This is a genomic window from Clostridium nigeriense (assembly GCF_900086595.1).
Lineage (GTDB): Bacteria > Bacillota > Clostridia > Clostridiales > Clostridiaceae > Clostridium > Clostridium nigeriense.
This window is the reverse complement of record NZ_LT575472.1, coordinates 3219833-3239034: the sequence shown is the minus strand read 5'-3', so window position 1 is coordinate 3239034 and position 19202 is coordinate 3219833. Positions and strand designations below refer to the sequence as shown.

Annotated in this window: 20 protein-coding genes and 1 other annotated feature; of the genes, 16 read left to right on the top strand and 4 right to left on the bottom strand. The window is 27.7% G+C overall.

Features of this window, described 5'->3' with window-relative positions; genetic code table 11:
* Positions 1-239 precede the first annotated feature (239 nt).
* Complete coding sequence (locus BN6774_RS15165) at positions 240-1409, top strand: AI-2E family transporter (protein WP_066895268.1); 1170 nt, start codon at positions 240-242, stop codon at positions 1407-1409.
* Between the two features lie 90 nt (positions 1410-1499).
* On the opposite strand, the gene BN6774_RS15160 is transcribed toward BN6774_RS15165, so the two are convergent.
* From BN6774_RS15160 to BN6774_RS15150, 3 genes are read right to left on the bottom strand one after another with little or no spacing between them, the layout of a single operon-like run.
* Positions 1500-2282 (bottom strand): TPM domain-containing protein, encoded by a 783-nt coding sequence (locus BN6774_RS15160; RefSeq protein ID WP_066895266.1) that lies wholly within the window; start codon positions 2280-2282, stop codon positions 1500-1502.
* 1 nt (position 2283) lies between these two features.
* A complete protein-coding gene (locus BN6774_RS15155) occupies positions 2284-2853 on the bottom strand; it encodes a LemA family protein (protein WP_066895264.1) in 570 nt (189 codons plus the stop codon).
* A gap of 60 nt (positions 2854-2913) precedes the next feature.
* Positions 2914-3816: a prenyltransferase gene (locus BN6774_RS15150; protein WP_066895262.1), complete on the bottom strand. Its 903-nt coding sequence runs from the start codon at positions 3814-3816 to the stop codon at positions 2914-2916.
* Between the two features lie 234 nt (positions 3817-4050).
* Here BN6774_RS15150 and BN6774_RS15145 point away from each other — a divergent pair, with 234 nt between their 5' ends.
* The 15 genes from BN6774_RS15145 to BN6774_RS15090 all read left to right on the top strand — a co-directional run bounded on the left by BN6774_RS15145 (position 4051) and on the right by BN6774_RS15090 (position 17342).
* Positions 4051-5094 (top strand): galactose ABC transporter substrate-binding protein, encoded by a 1044-nt coding sequence (locus BN6774_RS15145; protein ID WP_066895260.1) that lies wholly within the window; start codon positions 4051-4053, stop codon positions 5092-5094.
* Between the two features lie 71 nt (positions 5095-5165).
* The gene (mglA, locus tag BN6774_RS15140) at positions 5166-6665 is read left to right on the top strand and encodes a galactose/methyl galactoside ABC transporter ATP-binding protein MglA (RefSeq protein WP_066895258.1); all 1500 of its coding nucleotides are present in this window, start codon (positions 5166-5168) and stop codon (positions 6663-6665) included.
* Between the two features lie 16 nt (positions 6666-6681).
* On the top strand, positions 6682-7704 hold the full coding sequence (mglC, locus tag BN6774_RS15135) for a galactose/methyl galactoside ABC transporter permease MglC (protein ID WP_066895256.1): 1023 nt from the start codon (positions 6682-6684) through the stop codon (positions 7702-7704).
* A gap of 17 nt (positions 7705-7721) precedes the next feature.
* Complete coding sequence (locus tag BN6774_RS18670; RefSeq protein WP_167349604.1) at positions 7722-7886, top strand: hypothetical protein; 165 nt, start codon at positions 7722-7724, stop codon at positions 7884-7886.
* 182 nt (positions 7887-8068) lie between these two features.
* Positions 8069-9655, top strand: a complete 1587-nt coding sequence (locus tag BN6774_RS15130; protein WP_066895254.1) for a response regulator — start codon at positions 8069-8071, stop codon at positions 9653-9655.
* 10 nt (positions 9656-9665) lie between these two features.
* Entirely contained in the window at positions 9666-11462 is a 1797-nt protein-coding gene (locus BN6774_RS15125; RefSeq protein ID WP_066896727.1) for a cache domain-containing sensor histidine kinase, read from the top strand.
* Positions 11459-12433 carry a substrate-binding domain-containing protein gene (locus BN6774_RS15120; protein WP_066895252.1) on the top strand — a complete coding sequence of 325 codons (975 nt, stop codon included), beginning with the start codon at positions 11459-11461 and terminating at the stop codon, positions 12431-12433. The genes BN6774_RS15125 and BN6774_RS15120 overlap by 4 nt, the downstream gene beginning before the upstream one ends.
* Positions 12434-12459: 26 nt before the next feature.
* Entirely contained in the window at positions 12460-13503 is a 1044-nt protein-coding gene (locus BN6774_RS15115) for a galactose ABC transporter substrate-binding protein (protein ID WP_066895250.1), read from the top strand.
* Between the two features lie 158 nt (positions 13504-13661).
* Positions 13662-13896, top strand: a binding site (T-box leader).
* Between the two features lie 136 nt (positions 13897-14032).
* Complete coding sequence (locus BN6774_RS15110) at positions 14033-15334, top strand: dicarboxylate/amino acid:cation symporter (RefSeq protein ID WP_066895248.1); 1302 nt, start codon at positions 14033-14035, stop codon at positions 15332-15334.
* A gap of 236 nt (positions 15335-15570) precedes the next feature.
* Positions 15571-16029, top strand: coding sequence for a hypothetical protein (locus tag BN6774_RS15105; RefSeq protein WP_066895246.1), 459 nt, complete (start codon positions 15571-15573; stop codon positions 16027-16029).
* Between the two features lie 9 nt (positions 16030-16038).
* Positions 16039-16167, top strand: a complete 129-nt coding sequence (locus tag BN6774_RS19010; RefSeq protein WP_268873152.1) for a hypothetical protein — start codon at positions 16039-16041, stop codon at positions 16165-16167.
* Between the two features lie 54 nt (positions 16168-16221).
* On the top strand, positions 16222-16380 hold the full coding sequence (locus BN6774_RS18545; protein ID WP_159426841.1) for a hypothetical protein: 159 nt from the start codon (positions 16222-16224) through the stop codon (positions 16378-16380).
* 154 nt (positions 16381-16534) lie between these two features.
* Positions 16535-16810, top strand: a complete 276-nt coding sequence (locus tag BN6774_RS15100; RefSeq protein ID WP_066895244.1) for a hypothetical protein — start codon at positions 16535-16537, stop codon at positions 16808-16810.
* Positions 16811-16853: 43 nt separating this feature from the next.
* Positions 16854-17063 carry a hypothetical protein gene (locus tag BN6774_RS15095; protein ID WP_066895242.1) on the top strand — a complete coding sequence of 70 codons (210 nt, stop codon included), beginning with the start codon at positions 16854-16856 and terminating at the stop codon, positions 17061-17063.
* Positions 17064-17102: 39 nt separating this feature from the next.
* Positions 17103-17342 carry a hypothetical protein gene (locus tag BN6774_RS15090; RefSeq protein ID WP_066895240.1) on the top strand — a complete coding sequence of 80 codons (240 nt, stop codon included), beginning with the start codon at positions 17103-17105 and terminating at the stop codon, positions 17340-17342.
* A gap of 144 nt (positions 17343-17486) precedes the next feature.
* Here BN6774_RS15090 and BN6774_RS15085 read toward each other — a convergent pair whose 3' ends face one another.
* Positions 17487-19151, bottom strand: coding sequence for an FAD-dependent oxidoreductase (locus BN6774_RS15085; protein ID WP_066895238.1), 1665 nt, complete (start codon positions 19149-19151; stop codon positions 17487-17489).
* Positions 19152-19202: the final 51 nt, after the last annotated feature.

Sequence of the window (19202 nt, the reverse complement as noted above, 5' to 3'; positions counted from 1 at the left end):
TATTAAAAGTAAATTATAATTTTTAAATTTTAGGGTTGCTAATAGAGTAGTAACCCTATATTTTTATTTAAAATACTATAGATAAAATTGTAAAATTAAGTTATAAATAATATAAGATTAATTTAGATAATAGAAAATATAATAATGAATAAATAATTAAATTTAAGAAATATGTAAAAATATTTATATAAATCATTTATAATTGTAATGATAATAAATTTAGTAAAGAGAGGTCAAAAATGAAGATAAATTGGAATAATAAATATACAACTATAGCTATATATTCTTTTCTTGTTGCAATTTCTGTAATTTTATTTTATTTAGCAATATCGCAAGTGTCTATATTTACTGATAAATTAAACTCTATATTTGTAATATTACAACCTTTTATTATAGGTTTTTCTATAGCGTATATAATTAATTTTTTATTAGAGTTTTATGAAAATAAGGTTTTTGAAACAAAGTATGTAAAAAAAATAAGATTAAAATCAAAAAGGGGTTTAGCTATAATTCTTTCATATATTACTGCATTTTTTATAATCAGTATGGTAGTGAAATTCCTTTTACCACAGGTTATAGATAGTATAGTAGGATTAGTTAATGATATACCAACTTACATAAATAATACTACTAATTTTGTTAATAATGTTATAAATGATTTAAACATAGAAGATCAGTATTCAAAGACTCTTATAGATAATTTTAATAATTTAATAAACTATATAATTAGATTTATCACTAATTTAATTCCAGCTTTAGGAGGATTTGTTGCAAGAATTGCATCAAGTATTTGGAATGTTATTTTGGGGATAATAGTATCGGTATATCTATTAATAGATAAAGAAAAGCTATGTGCTGTAAGTAAAAAAATAACATATGGACTTTTACCAGAAAATTATGCAAATAGTATAATAGAGTTAGTTCATAGAAGTAATTATACTTTCGGAAGGTTTTTAATTGGAAAAATAATAGATTCATTAATTATAGGTGTGCTAACATTTATTATATTGGCTATCTTTAAAATGCCATATACAATATTAGTATCTGTTATAGTTGGAATAACCAATATTATACCTTTCTTTGGACCATTTATAGGGGCAATCCCTTCATTTATAATTATTTTATTTGTATCACCAGTTCAAGCATGTTGGTTCTTATTAATAATATTATTTATCCAACAATTAGATGGAAATGTAATTGGACCTAAGATACTAGGGGATACAATAGGGATATCAGCATTTTGGATTTTATTTTCAATATTAGTAGCAGGTAAGGTCTTAGGTATAATTGGTATGATAATAGGTGTACCTTTATTCGCTATATTCTATTCAGTAGTAAAAGGCTTTATAGAAGGAAAATTAAAAAAGAAGGGGTTAAAAACAGAAACAAAAGATTATATGAAAAATTAATATAAGTAAAAGGGCTGTTATAAACAGCCCTTTAATACAAAATGTATAATTAATTGTTAATTATTAAATGAGCTGTCTAATTACAGTTCTTTACCATCTTCCAGAAGATCCTCCGCCTCCAGAAGAACCACCTCCAAAGCCTCCAAAACCTCCGGAAGATCCGCCACCTCTACCACCTCTACCATAGCCACCAGTTAAGAATAATATTCTAAGTATTAATAAAGTTATAGATCCTCTATTGAAAATCAAATCTAATAATAATAGTACTCCTAAGATTCCAAATGAACTAAATAAAGGAGTTCTTATAGAATTATAATTATTATTAGGAAGAGATATATTTAGAGATTTATCAAGAGAAACATTATACTCTTCTGCAATTAAATCACTAAAAGAACTATAACTATTTAATATCCCTTCACCATACTCTCCTAATTGAAACTTTTCTTTTGCTAAAGAATTCATAACTCTATTACTTAGTGCATCTGGAATAGCACCCTCTAATCCACGTCCTACTTCTACTCGCCAAGCTCTATCATTAATAGCTACTAATATAAGTAGCCCATTATCTTTATTTTTTTGACCTATTCCCCAAGTTCTAAAAAGCTTTAAAGCATAGTCCTCAATTGCTTCACCATTAGTACTATCTATTATTACTGTAACAGCTTGAGCTCCAGTTTTATCTTCTAGCTCTTTTCCAATAGATATTATTTTTTCTTTTTCATCTTGTGTTAATATACCTACATAGTCATTTACATATTTATAATTAGTTGGAGAGGGTAAATTAGCTTCTGCTAATGTAATTAAAGAAGAACTAAATAATAATGATAATAATAAAGAGATTAGAAGGAATTTTAATTTTGATATTATTTTCATATTATCTATTAAAATCTACAGAAGGTACTTCGCTAGCATTATCGCTTGCTTTATAAAGTGGCATTTGTTCAAATCCAAATATTGAAGCAATAATGTTGCTTGGAAATCTTCTTAATTTAGAATTATAATTAGTTGCTGCTGTATTATAATCTTGTCTTGCAACAGCTATTCTATTTTCAGTTCCTTCTAATTGGATACTTAAATCTTTAAAATTTTCATTAGATTTCAAATCAGGATATCTTTCAACTACAACAAGCAATCTAGATAATGCATTAGATAGTTCACTATCGGCATTAGCTTGCTCAGTAACATTGCTTGCACCAGCAAGTTTACTTCTTGCATTAGCTATATCAGTAAAAATATCCTTTTCTTGAGTAGCATAACCTTTAACAGTGTTAACTAAATTAGGTATTAAATCAGATCTTCTTTGTAGTTGAGTATCTATATTTGAAGCTGATTTATTTACTTGTTGTTCTAAATTTACTAAGTTATTATAACTAGATATAACAGGAAATGCTATAATAGCAAGAACTATTAATATAGCTATTAATACTTTTACTCCATTTTTCAAAAAAAACACACTCCTTTCTACATAATTAGTATATGTAGAAAAAGAATGTGTTATTAAAAATTAACCTATTAATAGTGTTATAATTAATAATAATGTGAAAGTCCAATGTAAGTTGTTTGTATAAGGTATACCTAATTTTTCAAAACTACAAACTGCTTTATGAGCTTTTAAAGCAATAGGTAGAGTTATAAATACTAATAGTGAAACTAAAGGATAAAATCCTAAAATAATATATATTGAAGTTAATATATAGGCTCCAAATACTAAGAACCTATAAATATATGTACTATACTTACTTCCAATTCTAACACTTAATGTACCAAGGCTTAAGTTAGCATCTCTTTGGAAATCTCTCATTTCATTGCTTATCATAAGAGCTGGTATTATAAAAGATGCTGGTAAAGATAATAATATTGGATAAATACTTAATTCTTTTGTAAATGGATAAGATGCACCTAGCACCATAAGTGGTCCCATTGTTATAAATGATATTGGAACACCAAGACCTTTTCGCTTAAATACAAAAGGTTCACCAGTATATGAATAAGCACCAAAGATTCCTATTAAGCCTATTATTAACATTTTATAATCAGTTATATAAATTAAATATAATCCAATTAATGATGCAAGTCCAAAACAAGCCATTGCCCATAGAAATACATAAATATCAAAGTAAGTTCTAGTAACGCCTAAAAATTTTATTTTTCTTCCACTAGGTCTATAATATCTAAAGCTTCCTTCAAAATAATCATTTACTAAATTTGCACCAGATTGAGCTAATAATCCAGCAATAGTTACAAGAATAACTAAGAATATATCCCTAGAATTTGAAAAATTAATTGCTCCCATTTTATATGCAGCAACAATCCCTAAAGTAGTAGAGCCTATTGCAAGAGTTAATGAAAATGGTCGAAAGGCTTTCCAAGAGTCTTTTATAAATTTTATTATATAATCTTTATTCAAATAATCACCTCATATCAATTATTGCAAGTTAAAATTTTATCATAAATACGTAATTCTTTCAAATAAAAACTTATTTTAAAATATAAGAAATTATAATATCTATCTCTTTTAAGAGTTAAGAATTTCGATATATTTGTTAAGTTTTTTATATGGAAGTTAATGTATTAAGAATCTATAATTATAAATGTAAACGAAATCAAATATGAAAATATTTTATAGAGGTAGGGGATTTTTATGAAAAAGGTTAAAAAGTTACTTACAATGGCAATGGCTACTATTATGCTTACTGCTTCATTAGTAGGCTGTGGTGGAAAGGAAACTGGAGATAAGGGAGGTACTTCATCAGGAGATAAGGTTAAAGTTGGAGTATGCCTATACAAGTTTGATGATACTTATATTTCAACTGTTCGTCAAAACTTAGAAAAGATTCAATCTGAGAATCCGGATAAAGTTGAATTTACTTTCTATGATGGAAAAGGTGACCAAGCTACACAAAATGATAGTATAGATACATTATTACAAAAGGATGTAGATTTATTATTAGTTAACTTAGTTGATACAGGAGCTGCACCAACTGTAATTGATAAGATTAAAGCAGCTGAAAAACCAGTAGTTTTATTTAATAGAGAGCCTGCAACTGATGCAATAAAGGCATATGACAAGGCTATATTTGTTGGAACTAATGCTCAAGAAGCTGGAGTTATGCAAGGTAAAATACTTACAAGCTTATGGGAAAAGGATTCAAAGGCTGTAGATAAAAATGGAGATGGAGTTTTACAATATGTTATGCTAAAAGGTGAACCTGATAATCCAGAAGCAGTTGCAAGAACTCAATTCTCAGTTTCAACTTTAAATGATAATGGAATTAAAACTGAAGAATTAGCTCTTCAAGTTTGTAACTGGCAAAATGATTTAGCACAAAGTGCAACTGAAGCTTGGTTATCAAGATTTGGTGATAAGATAGAAGCTGTTATAGCTAATAATGATGGTATGGCTCAAGGTGCTATAGCTGCATTACAAGCTCAAGGATATAACAATGGTGATGCTGCAAAGACTATTCCAGTTGTAGGTGTTGATGCTACATCAGCAGCTCAAGATTTAATTGCTAAAGGATTTATGTTAGGATCAGTTCTTCAAGATGCTGAAGGAATGGCTAAGGCTTTATATGCAACAGGAATGAATTTAGCAGGTGGTAAGGGTGCTGTAGAAGGAACTTCATATAAATTTGATGATACTGGAGTTGCAGTACGTATTCCATATCAAGAATATACTAAATAAAAAATTTCAATTAACTGCATAGTGAAGATTCACTATGCAGTTTAAAAATAAAAGAAAAGTGGTGAAAAGTTATGGCAGATACAAAATATGTTCTTGAAATGATAGATATTTGCAAAGAGTTTCCAGGAGTTAAAGCATTAGACAAGGTTCAGTTAAAGGTAAGGCCAGGAACTGTACATGCTTTAATGGGAGAAAATGGAGCAGGAAAATCTACTTTAATGAAATGTTTATTTGGTGTTTATATCGAAGATAATGGAGAAATTTTTATTGATGGAGTAAAAATTAAGTTTTCTAATCCAAAGCAAGCCATGGATAATGGAGTTGCAATGGTACATCAAGAGTTAAACCAAGTTTTACAGCGAAATGTTATGGATAATATTTGGCTTGGTAGATATCCAGGCAACACTGGAATAGTAAATGAAAAAATTATGTATGAAGAAACAAAAAAAATATTAGATGAATTAGAAATAGATGTTGATCCTAAAATGAAAATGGCTAAGTTATCTGTTTCACAAAGACAAATGGTTGAAATAGCAAAGGCTGTTTCATATAATGCAAAAATTTTAGTATTAGATGAACCTACATCATCCTTAACTAATGAAGAAGTTAAGCATTTATTTAGAATTATAAATAAGTTAAGGGATAGAGGTTGCGGTATTATATATATTTCTCATAAGATGGAAGAAATTCTTCAAATTTCAGATGATGTAACAATTATGCGTGATGGTAAATGGATAGATACACTTCCAGCTAAGGAGCTTACAACAGATAAAATAATAAAATTAATGGTTGGACGTGATTTAACTAATAGATTTCCACCAAAAACAAATAAGCCACAAGATGTTATTTTAGAAGTTAAAAATTTAACGGGTTCATATCAACCTTCAATTAAGAATGTTTCTTTTGAACTTAAAAAAGGAGAAATATTAGGGGTTGCAGGATTAGTTGGATCTAAGAGAACTGAACTATTGGAAACTATATTTGGAATAGCTAAACACAGTGAGGGTGAGATACTTCTTCATGGTAAAAAAGTAGAAAATAGTGATTCTCGTAAGGCTATAAAAAATGGATTTGCCTTACTAACAGAAGAACGTAGAGCAACAGGTATATTTGGACAACTTGATATTAAATTTAATACTATGATTGCTAATATAGATGGGTATAGCAAATATGGTGTATTAGATAATAAAAAGATGACAGAAGATACTAAATGGGCAATAGATAGTATGAAGGTTAAGACTCCAAGTCAAAAGACTTTAATTAGGAGCCTATCTGGAGGTAATCAGCAAAAGGTAATTATAGGAAGATGGCTCTTAACGAATCCAGAAATACTTCTATTAGATGAACCAACAAGAGGTATAGATGTTGGAGCTAAATATGAAATTTATCAACTTATTATAGATTTAGCTAATAAGGGTAAAGGGGTTATAGTTGTATCCTCTGAAATGCCAGAATTATTAGGAATTTGCGATAGAATACTTGTAATGTCAAATGGAAAAGTAGCTGGAATAGGTGATGCAGATAAAATATCACAAGAAGATATTATGACTATGGCTGCTAAATATATTTAGAATAGAGGTGTAACTTATGAATAAAGTTAAATTTAATAAAGAGTCTTTACAAAATTTCTTGCTTAATTATGCGTTGTATATAGTTTTATTTATAATGATAGTCTTCTTTGTAATAAAGGAACCAGGATTCCTTTCATTAAAAAACTTCACTAATATTTTAAGTCAAGCATCAACAAGAGGGATACTTGCACTTGGAGTCGCTGGTTTAATTGTACTTCAAGGTACAGACCTTTCTGCAGGACGTATTTTAGGACTTACAGCAATAGTATCAGCATCTTTATTGCAATCAACAACATATGCTGCTAGAATGTATCCTAATTTAAAGGCATTACCCCTAATAGTACCAATGTTTATTGCTATAGTAATAGGCGGTATATTTGGAGCAATTAATGGATTTGGAGTTGCTAAGTTAAAGGTTCATGCCTTCATTATAACTCTTGGAACCCAGCTTATAGCCTATGGTGCATCTTGTTTATATATAGACAGACCACCACTAGGAGCTCAACCAGTTGCTAACTTAGATGAAAGATATACATCCTTTGTTAATGGTTATTTAAAATTAGGTAGTGTTCAAATTCCATATTTAGTTTTCTATCTTGCAATAGTTGCAGCAATAATGTGGTTTATATGGAATAAGACTAAGCTTGGTAAAAATATGTTTGCTATTGGTGGAAATCCAGAAGCAGCAGCTGTTTCAGGTGTTAACCTAGTAAAGAACATAATGCTTATATTTATAATTTCAGGTGTGCTTTATGGATTAGCAGGTTTCTTAGAAGCTGCAAGGGCTGGATCTACTACTACAAGTACTGGATTTAACTATGAACTAGATGCTATATCTGCCTGCGTAGTAGGGGGAGTATCCTTTACAGGTGGTATAGGTACAATTCCAGGAGTATTAATTGGAACAGTATTATTACAAGTTATAAACTATGGACTTAACTTTATTGGAGTAAATGCTTACTGGCAATATATAATTAGAGGATTAATAATTATAGTTGCAGTATCATTAGACGTAAGAAAATATATAGCTAAAAAATAATAAAGGATTTGATTAATATGGAAAATGAAGCTATAAATAAAAAAATAGAAGATATTCCTAAAAAATCTATGAGAGATACTCTATATGGTAATTTAGACGTATCAGTAAAAACTATGGATAGAGTATTAATAGTATTATTCATTCTACTTGCGTTATCCTTAATAATAGGAATATTACTTTAAAGTATAAAATAGAAAATTTACTCATATATTAGGGTGGGGTTAATTAAACCTCACTCTATTTTTTTATAAAAAAATAGAAAAGTGTGATATAATTAATTTTGAAGATTTGGAATATTTTGATTGATATCATAATGACTTATTTTAATATAGACTGTATTAATATTATTTGCAGGAGGTTATTTATGGGGTTATACAAATTAATGATTGTAGATGATGAAGAGGAAATAAGGTTAGGAGTTATAAAAAAAATAAATTGGCAAGAACATGGATTTGTTGTAGTTGGAGATGCGGAAAATGGACAAGAAGCCTTGGAAATGGCAGAAAAATTACATCCAGATGTAATAATGACAGATATTAAAATGCCCTTTATGGATGGATTAGAGCTAGGAAAAAGAATAGTTGATTTAATGCCATCTACAAAAATAATAATTTTTTCAGGGTCAGATGACTTAGAATATGCTCATCAAGCTATTAAAATTAACGTTGTTGAGTATGTTTTGAAGCCGATTAATTCAATTGAACTTATTGAAGTTTTAAAGAGACTTAAAGACAAATTGGACAAGGAATATGATGATAAGCGTAATATGGAAATCTTAAAAAAACATTATGTAGAAAGTATTCCAGTAATAAGAGAACAGTTTTTAGTTGGGACTTTAGAAGGTAGAATCACTAAAGAACAATGGGAAGAAAATGAAAAAAAACTAGGATTAGATTTAATAGATAAATATTTATCTGTAGCATTAATAAATCTTGATACTATTTCTAAGGAGCAAGACGATAGTTTAATTTTAATATCTATAAAAAAAATTGTTGATGAAACTATAATTGGATATTGTAAGTTTATTAGTTTTCCTTATTTAGATAAGATAGCTATTTTATTATCCTTTAATGAAAAGGATAACATAATGAAAGCTATAAAAGGATTAAACGAAGTATGTAAAGTTTTTGAAAGTGTTTTTGAAAGTACAATATCTGTAGGAATAGGAAGAATATATGATAATATTAATGAAATAAGGCTTTCCTATAGAACTGCACAAAGTGCCTTAGATTATAGACCTATATTAGGAAATGGAAAAACAATATATATAGATGATGTGGAACCGGATAATACTATACAGCTTCAATTTGATGAGCAGGATGAAATACATTTTTTAAACTCTATAAAGCTTTCAAATGAAGATAACATAAGAGAAGTGGTGGAAAGTGTATTTAAAAAAATGGAAGAATCTTTTGTTTCATTAGAAAAGTATAGAATTTATTTAATGGAAGTTCTTACTTCTATTCTTAAATTAGTTCAAAGTTATAACATAGAAATTAATAGTGTTTTTGGAGAGGAGTTTAATTTTTATAGTCATTTAGAACAATTTAATTCTATAGAAGAAATAAAAAAATGGTTTATTGAAAAATCATTAATATTAAATGAAATAATAAAAAAGGAAAGAGTAAATTCTTCAAAATTATTAGTAGAAAAGGCAAAAGAATATATAAAAAATAATTATGATGATTATGAACTTTCAGTTGAAAAGCTATGTTCTAAGCTACATGTAAGTCCAACTTATTTTTCAACTATATTTAAGAAAGAAACTGATATGAATTTTGTGAATTATCTTACTAATATAAGGCTAGAAGAGGCTGTGAAACTATTAAATACAACAGATGAAAAAACATATATTATTGCTAGTAAAGTTGGATATCAAGAGGCAAATTATTTTAGTTATGTTTTTAAAAAGAAGTTTGGAATATCACCTTCTAGGTATAGAAAGAATTGAGAGAAATAATATGTTGAAATTAATAAAGGAGAAGCTAACTACTTATTATAAAAAAGCTAGTATTCAATATATAATATCAATATCCTTTACTATAGTAGCTGTTCTTGGAATGATAGTTGTGGGTGGAGCTCTTTATATAAGATTTTCTAATTCTACAGAAGAAATGGTTTCAAAAAATAATGAAACAATTATAGAACAAGTTAATCTAAATTTAGATAGTTACTTAAGAAATATGATGAAGATATCGGATACTATTTATTATAGGGCTATTAAAAAAACAGATATGTCTATAGAAAATGTAGATAAGGAAATGGATTTAATTTATGAAGCCAATAAGGATTACTTAATAAGTATTACATTATTTTCAGAATATGGTGAAATAATAGCTTCTTATCCCCTAGAGCAATTAAAATTAAATATAGATCCAAGAGAAAATGATTGGTTTAAAAATGCAAGAAATAAAAGAGAAAACTTACATTTTTCAACTCCTCATGTTCAAAACTTATTTTATGATCCTAATTATAAGTACACTTGGGTAGTATCTTTAAGTAGAGCAGTTGAAATAACTGAAAGTGGAAATATAAGTAGTGGAGTTCTATTAGTAGATATGAATTTTAGTGGAATAGAACAAATATGTAAGAATGTTGAAGTAAGTAAAAATGGCTATGTATATCTAATAGATAGAGATGGAGAAATAATATATCATCCAAGGCAACAGCTTATTTATTCTAATTTAATTAGTGAAAATAATTATGAAGCAGCTAAATATGAAGATGGTAATCATATTGAAAGTTTTGAAGGAAATAAAAGGTTAGTTACTGTAAAAACAGTGGGATACACTGGCTGGAAGTTAGTGGCTATATCTCCAATGTCAGATGTTACTGCAGATTATTATGAATTTAGAGTTTTTGCAATTTTTATTATGCTTTTTGCAATTTTTACATTAATATCAATTAATATGTTTGTATCTTCAAGGATAGCTAATCCAATAAGAGCTTTAGAAAAAAGTGTTAAAGAACTTGAAGATGGAGTTGGTAAATTAAATATACCTGAAAAGGGTTCTTACGAAATTCAACATTTAGGAAAAGCTATTAAATCAATGGTGAAGCAAATGAATCAACTAATGGATAATATTATGTTAGAGCAAGAAGCAAAAAGAAAAAGTGAATTAAATGCTCTTCAAGCTCAAATAAATCCACATTTTTTATATAATACATTAGATTCTATAATTTGGATGATAGAAAATGAAAATTATGATGGAGCTATTATAATGGTTACTGCCTTAGCTAGATTCTTTAGAATAAGTTTAAGTAAGGGTAAGAATGTTATTACAGTAAAAGATGAATTGGAACATGCTAGAAATTATTTAACCATACAAAATATAAGATATAAAAATAAATTTACCTATAGTATAGAAGCAGAAGAAGAGACTTTAAATCTAACTAGCATAAAGTTGATAATTCAACCCCTTATTGAAAACGCTATTTATCATGGAATGGAATATATGAGTGGTGATGGTGATATAGAAGTTAAAGCCTATAAGAAAGATGAGGATTTATATATAGATATTATAGATAACGGTTTAGGTATGCCTCAAGAAATAGCTGATAAACTTTTAGTAGCTAATGTTAGTAATCATCAAAAGAAGGGCTCAGGTATTGGCCTAAGAAATGTTCATGAAAGAATTAAGTTATATTTTGGTGAAAAGTATGGGTTAGAAATCTATAGTGAGCCTGATGAAGGTACTACAATTAGGATTCATATGCCATCTATAGAATTTAATAATATTAAGGAGGATAAACTATGAAGATAAAGAAAAAGCTAATATTTCTAATTTTATTTGTATTAGTTTTGTCATCCTCATTATTATTAGTTAAAGAAAGCAGTGGAAAAAGTGTTGTAGTATATAACGTATCAGTAATAATAAGAGGAAAAAATAGTGAAATATGGAGTAGGATAAAAGCTGGTATGGAGCAAGCTTCCTCAGAAATGAATGTAAACTTAAGATTTATATCCTTACTTGAAGAAAATAATGCCATGGAACAAAAAAATATCCTGGAAAGAGAGATGAATTCAGATATTGATGCTATAATTATTTCTCCAGCAGATTATAATGAACTTTCATCATTAATTGAAAATATAAATAAAAAGATTCCAATAGTTTTATTTGAATCAACAATAGATACTAAACAAGATATACCTTATATTTCTTGTGATAACTATGAATTAGGTAAAAGTTTAGCCGAAGAAGTCATTAGAAATGGGAATAGTAGAAGTAATATTGCTATAGTAAAAAGTGATTTGTCTTGTAGTAGCACAAAGGAAAGGTATGATGGGTTTATTGAAGAAATAAGTAAGAGTAAAAATACCTATGAGTTAATTGAAATGCCTTTAGATGATTCTAAACTATATAATAAAATAAGAACATTAATTGATGAAAATAGAACTAAAGCAATAGTTTCTTTTGATCCTAGTCTTTTAGAATCTATTGGAAAGGCAAAAAAATATGTAATAAATAATAGTGAAATAAAACATAATATTGAATTATATGGAACCGGATGTACAAGCACTATAATTTCACTAATAGAAGAGAATATAATTAGTTCTATATCAATGCAAAATGAATTTAATGTTGGTTACTTAAGTATTAAAAGTGCTGTTTTAAAGATAGAAGGAAAGAAGAATAGTGATAAGATAAATATTACTTCAACACTAATAAATAGTCGAAATATGTATTCTAAAGAAAATCAAAAGATGCTATTTCCTATAATAAGGTAAGAATTTTTATTTTACAGGAGGGTATTGTGAAAAAGGGGCGTAAAATTTTTAATGTACTTGGATTAATGATAATATCTACTCTTATTGTAAGCTGTAATAAAAATGTAACTAATAAATCAAATGATGAAATAAAAATAGGAATAACTTTATATAGACAAGATGATACTTTTATTTCAACCATTTCAAGTAATTTAGAAGAAATAGCTAAAGAGAACGAAAGCAATTTTAATAGTAAAATAGTACTTGAATTTGTAGATGCTAAAGCAAGCACTATAAATCAAGGTAACCAAGTAGATAAATTTATAAAACAAGATTACGATATTATTTGTGTTAATTTAGTTGATAGAACTGCAGCAGCAACAATTATAGATAAAGCAAAGTCTGCTAACATACCATTAATTTTTTTTAATAGGGAACCAGTGGAAGAAGATATGAATAGATGGGATAAGGTATATTATGTAGGGGCTCAAGCAGAACAATCAGCAAGGCTTCAAGCAGATATAGTGGCAGAGGAGTGGCTTTCTAATAAAGATTACTATGATAAAAATAAAGATGGGAAAATTCAATATGTAATGATAGAAGGGGAGCCGGGACACCAGGATGCTTTAATAAGAACAGAGTATTGTATTAAAGCATTAAATGAAAGAGGAATTCAATTAGAGAAACTAGCAGATGATAGTGCTAACTGGCAAAGTGATCAGGCTAATAGCAAGATGTCTCAGTGGATTAAAGAATTTGGAGATAATATTGAAGTAGTCTTTAGTAACAATGATGTTATGGCTTTAGGAGCCATTCATGCAATTAATTCTAATAGCAACTTAATTAGAAGGCCAATAGTTGTTGGGGTAGATGGAATTAAAGAGGCCATGGAGGCTATAAAATCTGGGGATATGAAAGGAACTGTTATTAGTGATGCTAAAGCTCAAGCTCAAGCAATTTTTGATATAGCTATTAATGTAGCTAAAGGAACTTCTTTAGAAAATGTAAGTGATATGGAAAAAGGAAAGTATAAAAAGCTTCCACATACTAAGGTTACTGTAGATAATGTAGAGAGTTATTTAAGTGAATAAAATAGCTATAACTGAGACTTTCTTTAGTTTCAGTTATAGCTATTTTTTACTTTTTAGGAAGTTATAAAAAGCATTTTAAATATTTATTCTAAATATTTAATTTAATATTGACAAGGCAATAAATAGTGATATAATTTAATCATAGTATTCCGATATGATTAAAAACATTGAAGAGGGAAAGTAGTTAGTAATGATTATTTCAGAGAGGGCTAGTTTGCTGTGATAGCCTATAATTATATTAATGAAGTGCACCTTTGAGTTTAATTCTTGAATTAAGTAGGGAATTATGGGTTCTCCCATTATAGAGATTAGGTATTATATGTACCGAATATGAGATGGATATTTTATATCTAATCAGAGTGGGACCGTGGAAGTTAACTTTCTGCCTCTGTAATACAGAGCAGGAGGTTTTTTTTACGTATAGGAAAGTATAAAAAATTTACTATAATTATTAATTATTTATACATTTCTTAATTTAGTTATAAAATTTTATTCTTTCATTTAAAATATAAATACAGGAGGAAATAATATGAATATTAATATTAGTTTAAATTTAATTTTAGCAGTAATATTATCACTAGTTGCATTTTATGTAATTTATTTAGTTAAATCAAAAACAGGTAAATTTTCTTACTCAACTTTAACAGCTTTAACAATAGGTCTAGTTTTAGGAGTAATATTTAAAGAAAATATTACTTTCTTAGAGGTTGTTGGTAAAGGATATATATCATTAATTAAAATGATTGTAGTACCATTAGTTATGGTTTCAATAATAACAAGTATTATAAGACTTAAGAATTTAGATACTTTAAAGTCAATAGGGTTAAAAACTTTAGGAATATTATTAGGAACCACAGGGATAGCAACTATAATTGGATTAATTGTAGGGAGAGCTTTTAATTTAGGACAAGGATTAAACTATGTTGGAATAGAAGGGTTTACTCCAAGGGAAATTCCAGCCTTCTCAAAGGTTATATTAGACTTCTTACCATCTAACCCAATAGCATCAATAGTTAATAATCAAATTATACCAATAGTAATATTTTCTTTATTTGTAGCAATAGCTTTAGTTATTGAAGATAATAAAAATCCAGAGAAGGTTAAAGCTTTTAAAGATGTAATATTATCAGCTTATGAATTAGTACTAAGTATAACTAGAATAGTTTTAAAGTTTATACCATATGGAGTATTTGCTTTAATTGCTACTGCAGCTGCAAAGAATGGACTAGATACAATAAAATCTTTAATAGCAGTAATTTTAGCTGTATATATAGCGTGTGGATTACAAATATTATTAGTTCATAGTTCATTAGTAGCATTTGTAGCTAGAAAAAATCCATTTAAGTTCTTTAAGGATATATTCCCAGCTCAAGTAGTTGCATTTACAAGTCAAAGTAGCTATGGAACTTTACCAGTAACTATTAAGAGTTTAATTGAGAATGCTAAAGTTTCTGAAAATGTAGCAAGCTTTGTAGCACCGCTTGGTTCTACTATAGGTATGAATGCTTGTGGAGGATTATATCCTGCAATAGTAGCTATATTTGTAGCAAATGTATTTAATGTAGATATGACAATGTACCACTATTTCTTGATAATAATTACAACTATTATTTCATCAATAGGTATAGCAGGGGTTCCTGGAGCTGCTACTATGTCAACAACAGTAGTATTATCAACAGTTGGACTACCTATAGAAGGAATGGCAATGGTAATGGCAGTAGATGCTATAATAGATATGATGAGAACAATGACTAATGTAACAGGATCTGCCGTGGCAGCAGTTGTTGTAGATGAAACAGAGAAAAGAAAAAAACAAAGAATAAAAGCATAATATTAATTTTGCTTAGCAAAATTTAAAATTTATAATGCATTATCAATTATACATTATAAACATCAGTTTAAAACAGAGCCTTATTTTAGGCTCTGTTTTATTTTTTTCAACAATGGTATATTATTTATATACCTAATGGAATTATATTCCAAATAAGTGTATAATAAAAGTATATATTATTACGCAATTGTATTATAAAACTAATTAACTTTATAGAATAAAAGGGAGCGAATATTATGAAAAAGAAGATTATACTCATTAGTACAGTAGTAATATCAGTAATTGTATTTTTAATATTTATCGCATCTAATAGTAATGGTAGAACAGATAGCATTCAAGAAGCATTAGATAAAAATCCAAATAGTAATTTTGAAATAATTCATGAGGAATATACCGATAAAGGAAGTATTGTCTTTAGCATTAATGTAGATAATAATAAAAAATATCTTTCTACTGCATTTATAAGTAAAAATATATTTGGCTATAAAGACCTTTATAGTGGAGTTTCTTCAATTGATGGATTAGGGAAAAGAGATTTAACTATTAAATATTTTCCTGCAATTAAACAAACTTCATTACCAATATATTTTGGAGTAATATTAAATGATGAAATAGTTAAAGTTAATGTTAGGCAAAGTGATAATTCTGAAATTAAAAATGCAAAAATAATTGATACTGGTGATATTAGAATATAGCTTACCTTTATGGAGGGTTTTAAAGGTACTGACTTTGAAATTGTAGGTTATAATAATAGTGAAAAAGAAATATATAAAATTCAAGATATAATTCCATGGAATGTAGAGCAAAAGGCTCAAAAAAGTCCATACGAATAAAATTAATATATTACGCCGATGCATTATATTATTAATTATATGGAGGAAAGTGGGATGGGAAATACTATTACAGCAACTTTAGTTTCAGTAATATTTATTATAATAATATTAGAAATATTAAGGTATTTTAGAAAATCAAAAAAACTTATGATTGAGTTCGAGGAATTAGAGAAAAGAGTGAAGTTTTTAGAAAATAAAATAAATGAAGATTAAAAAGTTACAATGATAATAATAAGCAATATTAATCTATTACGCACTAAATAATAAAATTTGTTCTTTGAAAATTGAATAGTACGGAATTTACAAAATATGTTATAATTAACTCGTAATTTTATTTTAAAATAAATTTAAAGAAGGGTTTTATAGTATGAAATCTATAATTTACAAAAATAGAATAATATTTTCTATAGTATTATTTTTATTAACAATGGCATTAGTTACATACTTATATAATAACAATCTTATATATCTTAATTGGTGGATTATAACACTCTTTATTGTTTTAAATAGAAAGATATTATGTAATATAGGTGACTTACACAAAAAAGAAAAAACAATTTTAGTAGTTAGCTTAATTTTAATAACTATTGTATTTATGTTCTTTTTTTATACCATAGCAATTAACAAAGTTATTAATAAATAATTTGTAATCTTAATCTTTTACGAATTAAAAGAAGGAGGAAACTATGAGTAAAAACACTAAATTACTATACTGCATTTTAGGGAGTGTACTTTTAGCTTTAATAAGTATTCCTACATTTTATAATGCAGTTCACTATATCCCATTAATTGGATTTAGTTTAAGTCAGTTGCTTTATTTTATTTCAGCTATAGGAGTGATACTAACTATATATTTTGCTATAGTATTAATAAAAGAAAATTGGAATTTTAAGTAGACAATATTAAACCATGATTCGCAAAACGGGGTGTCTTATTTGAATAAAAAATTATTTATAGGAAATTTAGCAATAATAATTGGAGGGTTAGTTTTATCCTTAGAATTGATGGGGGTACAAATAATACAAATAATTGAGGGAAACCAATTTCCTTGGTATAGTTATATAAGTATGTTCACACCAGTGTTTATTGCATTTATTATAACAATTAGTGTTATTGGTTATGGGATAAAGCTAGTAGCTAAATCAATTAGAGAAAAGGACAACAATAATAAATAAAAAAACGGATGATATAATCTATTCGTTATGATTATAATTTTTTTTAAATAAGAATTTATTATATAGAAAAAGAGATAGATATTATATGAGGTTGACTTGGAGCGAAGTGAAGGAGCAAGGAATATAATATCTATCTCTTTATTTTTACTTCAATAAGTTAACTATTTCCTCAAGCTTTTTACCACCAAAGTAAACTTTTGAATCATTAACTATTATTGCTGGTACACTCATTATTTTATGCTTATCTTTTAAATCAGGGAAGTGAGATAAGTCTAGCATTTCTGTTTCAATATTAGGGTTTTCTATAGCAATTCTTTGTGCAGCCATAACTACATCAGGGCATACATGACAAGAAAGTGATACTCCAACTTTAATATTTAATTTCTTATCAATAGATTTAATATCATTTAAAATAGATTCACTTATTTGTTGTCCTGGACCAGCTACATTATACATAGCTATAAGGAAGGAATTTAATTCATGTCCACCTGGCACACCATGGAATTTAACTCCTGTATATTCATCATCTTTATTTAATATAGCTACTATTGGGAATTTATCTGCATGAATTTTAGATTCCATATCATGATTTTCACCTTTTTTATAAATTATAGCATTTACTTTATCACCTAAATCAGCAATATCTAAAACTAAATCCCTTAATTCTATAGAATTTTTATTATTTTCATCTACAATAGAAACTAATGATATATTATTTTCAAATCTAGCTAAAACACCTTGAATTTGGCTTCTTAAAGCATCATTTAATAGAGCACTCTTACCAGAATTTGTGTTAGGGGAGAGTGGAGCCTCCTTTTTAGGTTCAACTTTTTCTTCTTCAATATACTCATCAACTATTCCAAGTCTTTCTTTTTCAGAAGCTACATATCTTTCAGCAGATGTTGCAGCAATAGCACCATCAGAAACAGCTGTAATAACTTGTCTTAGCATTTTAGGTCTTAAATCACCAGCTGCATAAACCCCTTTTATGTTAGTTTCCATATTTTCATCAGTTAATATATAACCCCATTTATCCATTTCAATTTTATTTTTAAATACGTCAGTTTGAGGCTGATATCCAACGAATACAAATATACCAAATGTTCCATCTTCTTTAGGTGGATAATATTCAGAAGTTTCATTAGTTACATTGTTAACTAATTTTACTGATCTTAATACATCATCACCTACAGCTTCAACTACTTCAGTATTAAATCTAATTTCTATGTTTTTATTAGCCTTGACCTTGTCACCAATTGATTTAGCACAAGTAAAGTCAGGTTCTCTTGCAATTATAATTACCTTCTTAGCAAATCTAGTAAGATATATTGCTTCTTCTGCAGCTGCATAGCCAGCACCAATAACAAGGACTTCTAATCCTTTAAAGAATTCTCCATCACAAGTAGAACAGTAGGCTACACCTCTACCACCATATTCAATTTCTCCAGGGAACCCTAATTTTCTTGGAGACGCACCAGTAGCTATAATAACTGATCTTCCTTCAATATCTCCTGAGTTAGTTTTGATTACTTTAATATCGCCATTTAAATCTACATCTATAACATCTGCAGTTTTAAATTTTACACCGAAATTTTCAGCTTGAGTTCTCATTTGTGAAGTTAATTCTGGGCCACTTGTTCTTATAACTCCAGGATAATTTACAACTTCAGCAGTAGTGTTAATTTGTCCACCAGTATGTTCTTTTTCAACAATTAATGTTCTAAGTTTTGCTCTTCCTGCATATAGACCAGCGGATAAACCAGCTGGTCCACCACCGATTATAATTAAATCATAAATATTTTTATTCATATATACCTCCTAAAAGTAATTTTATGTATTATTACTTAATAATTATTATTC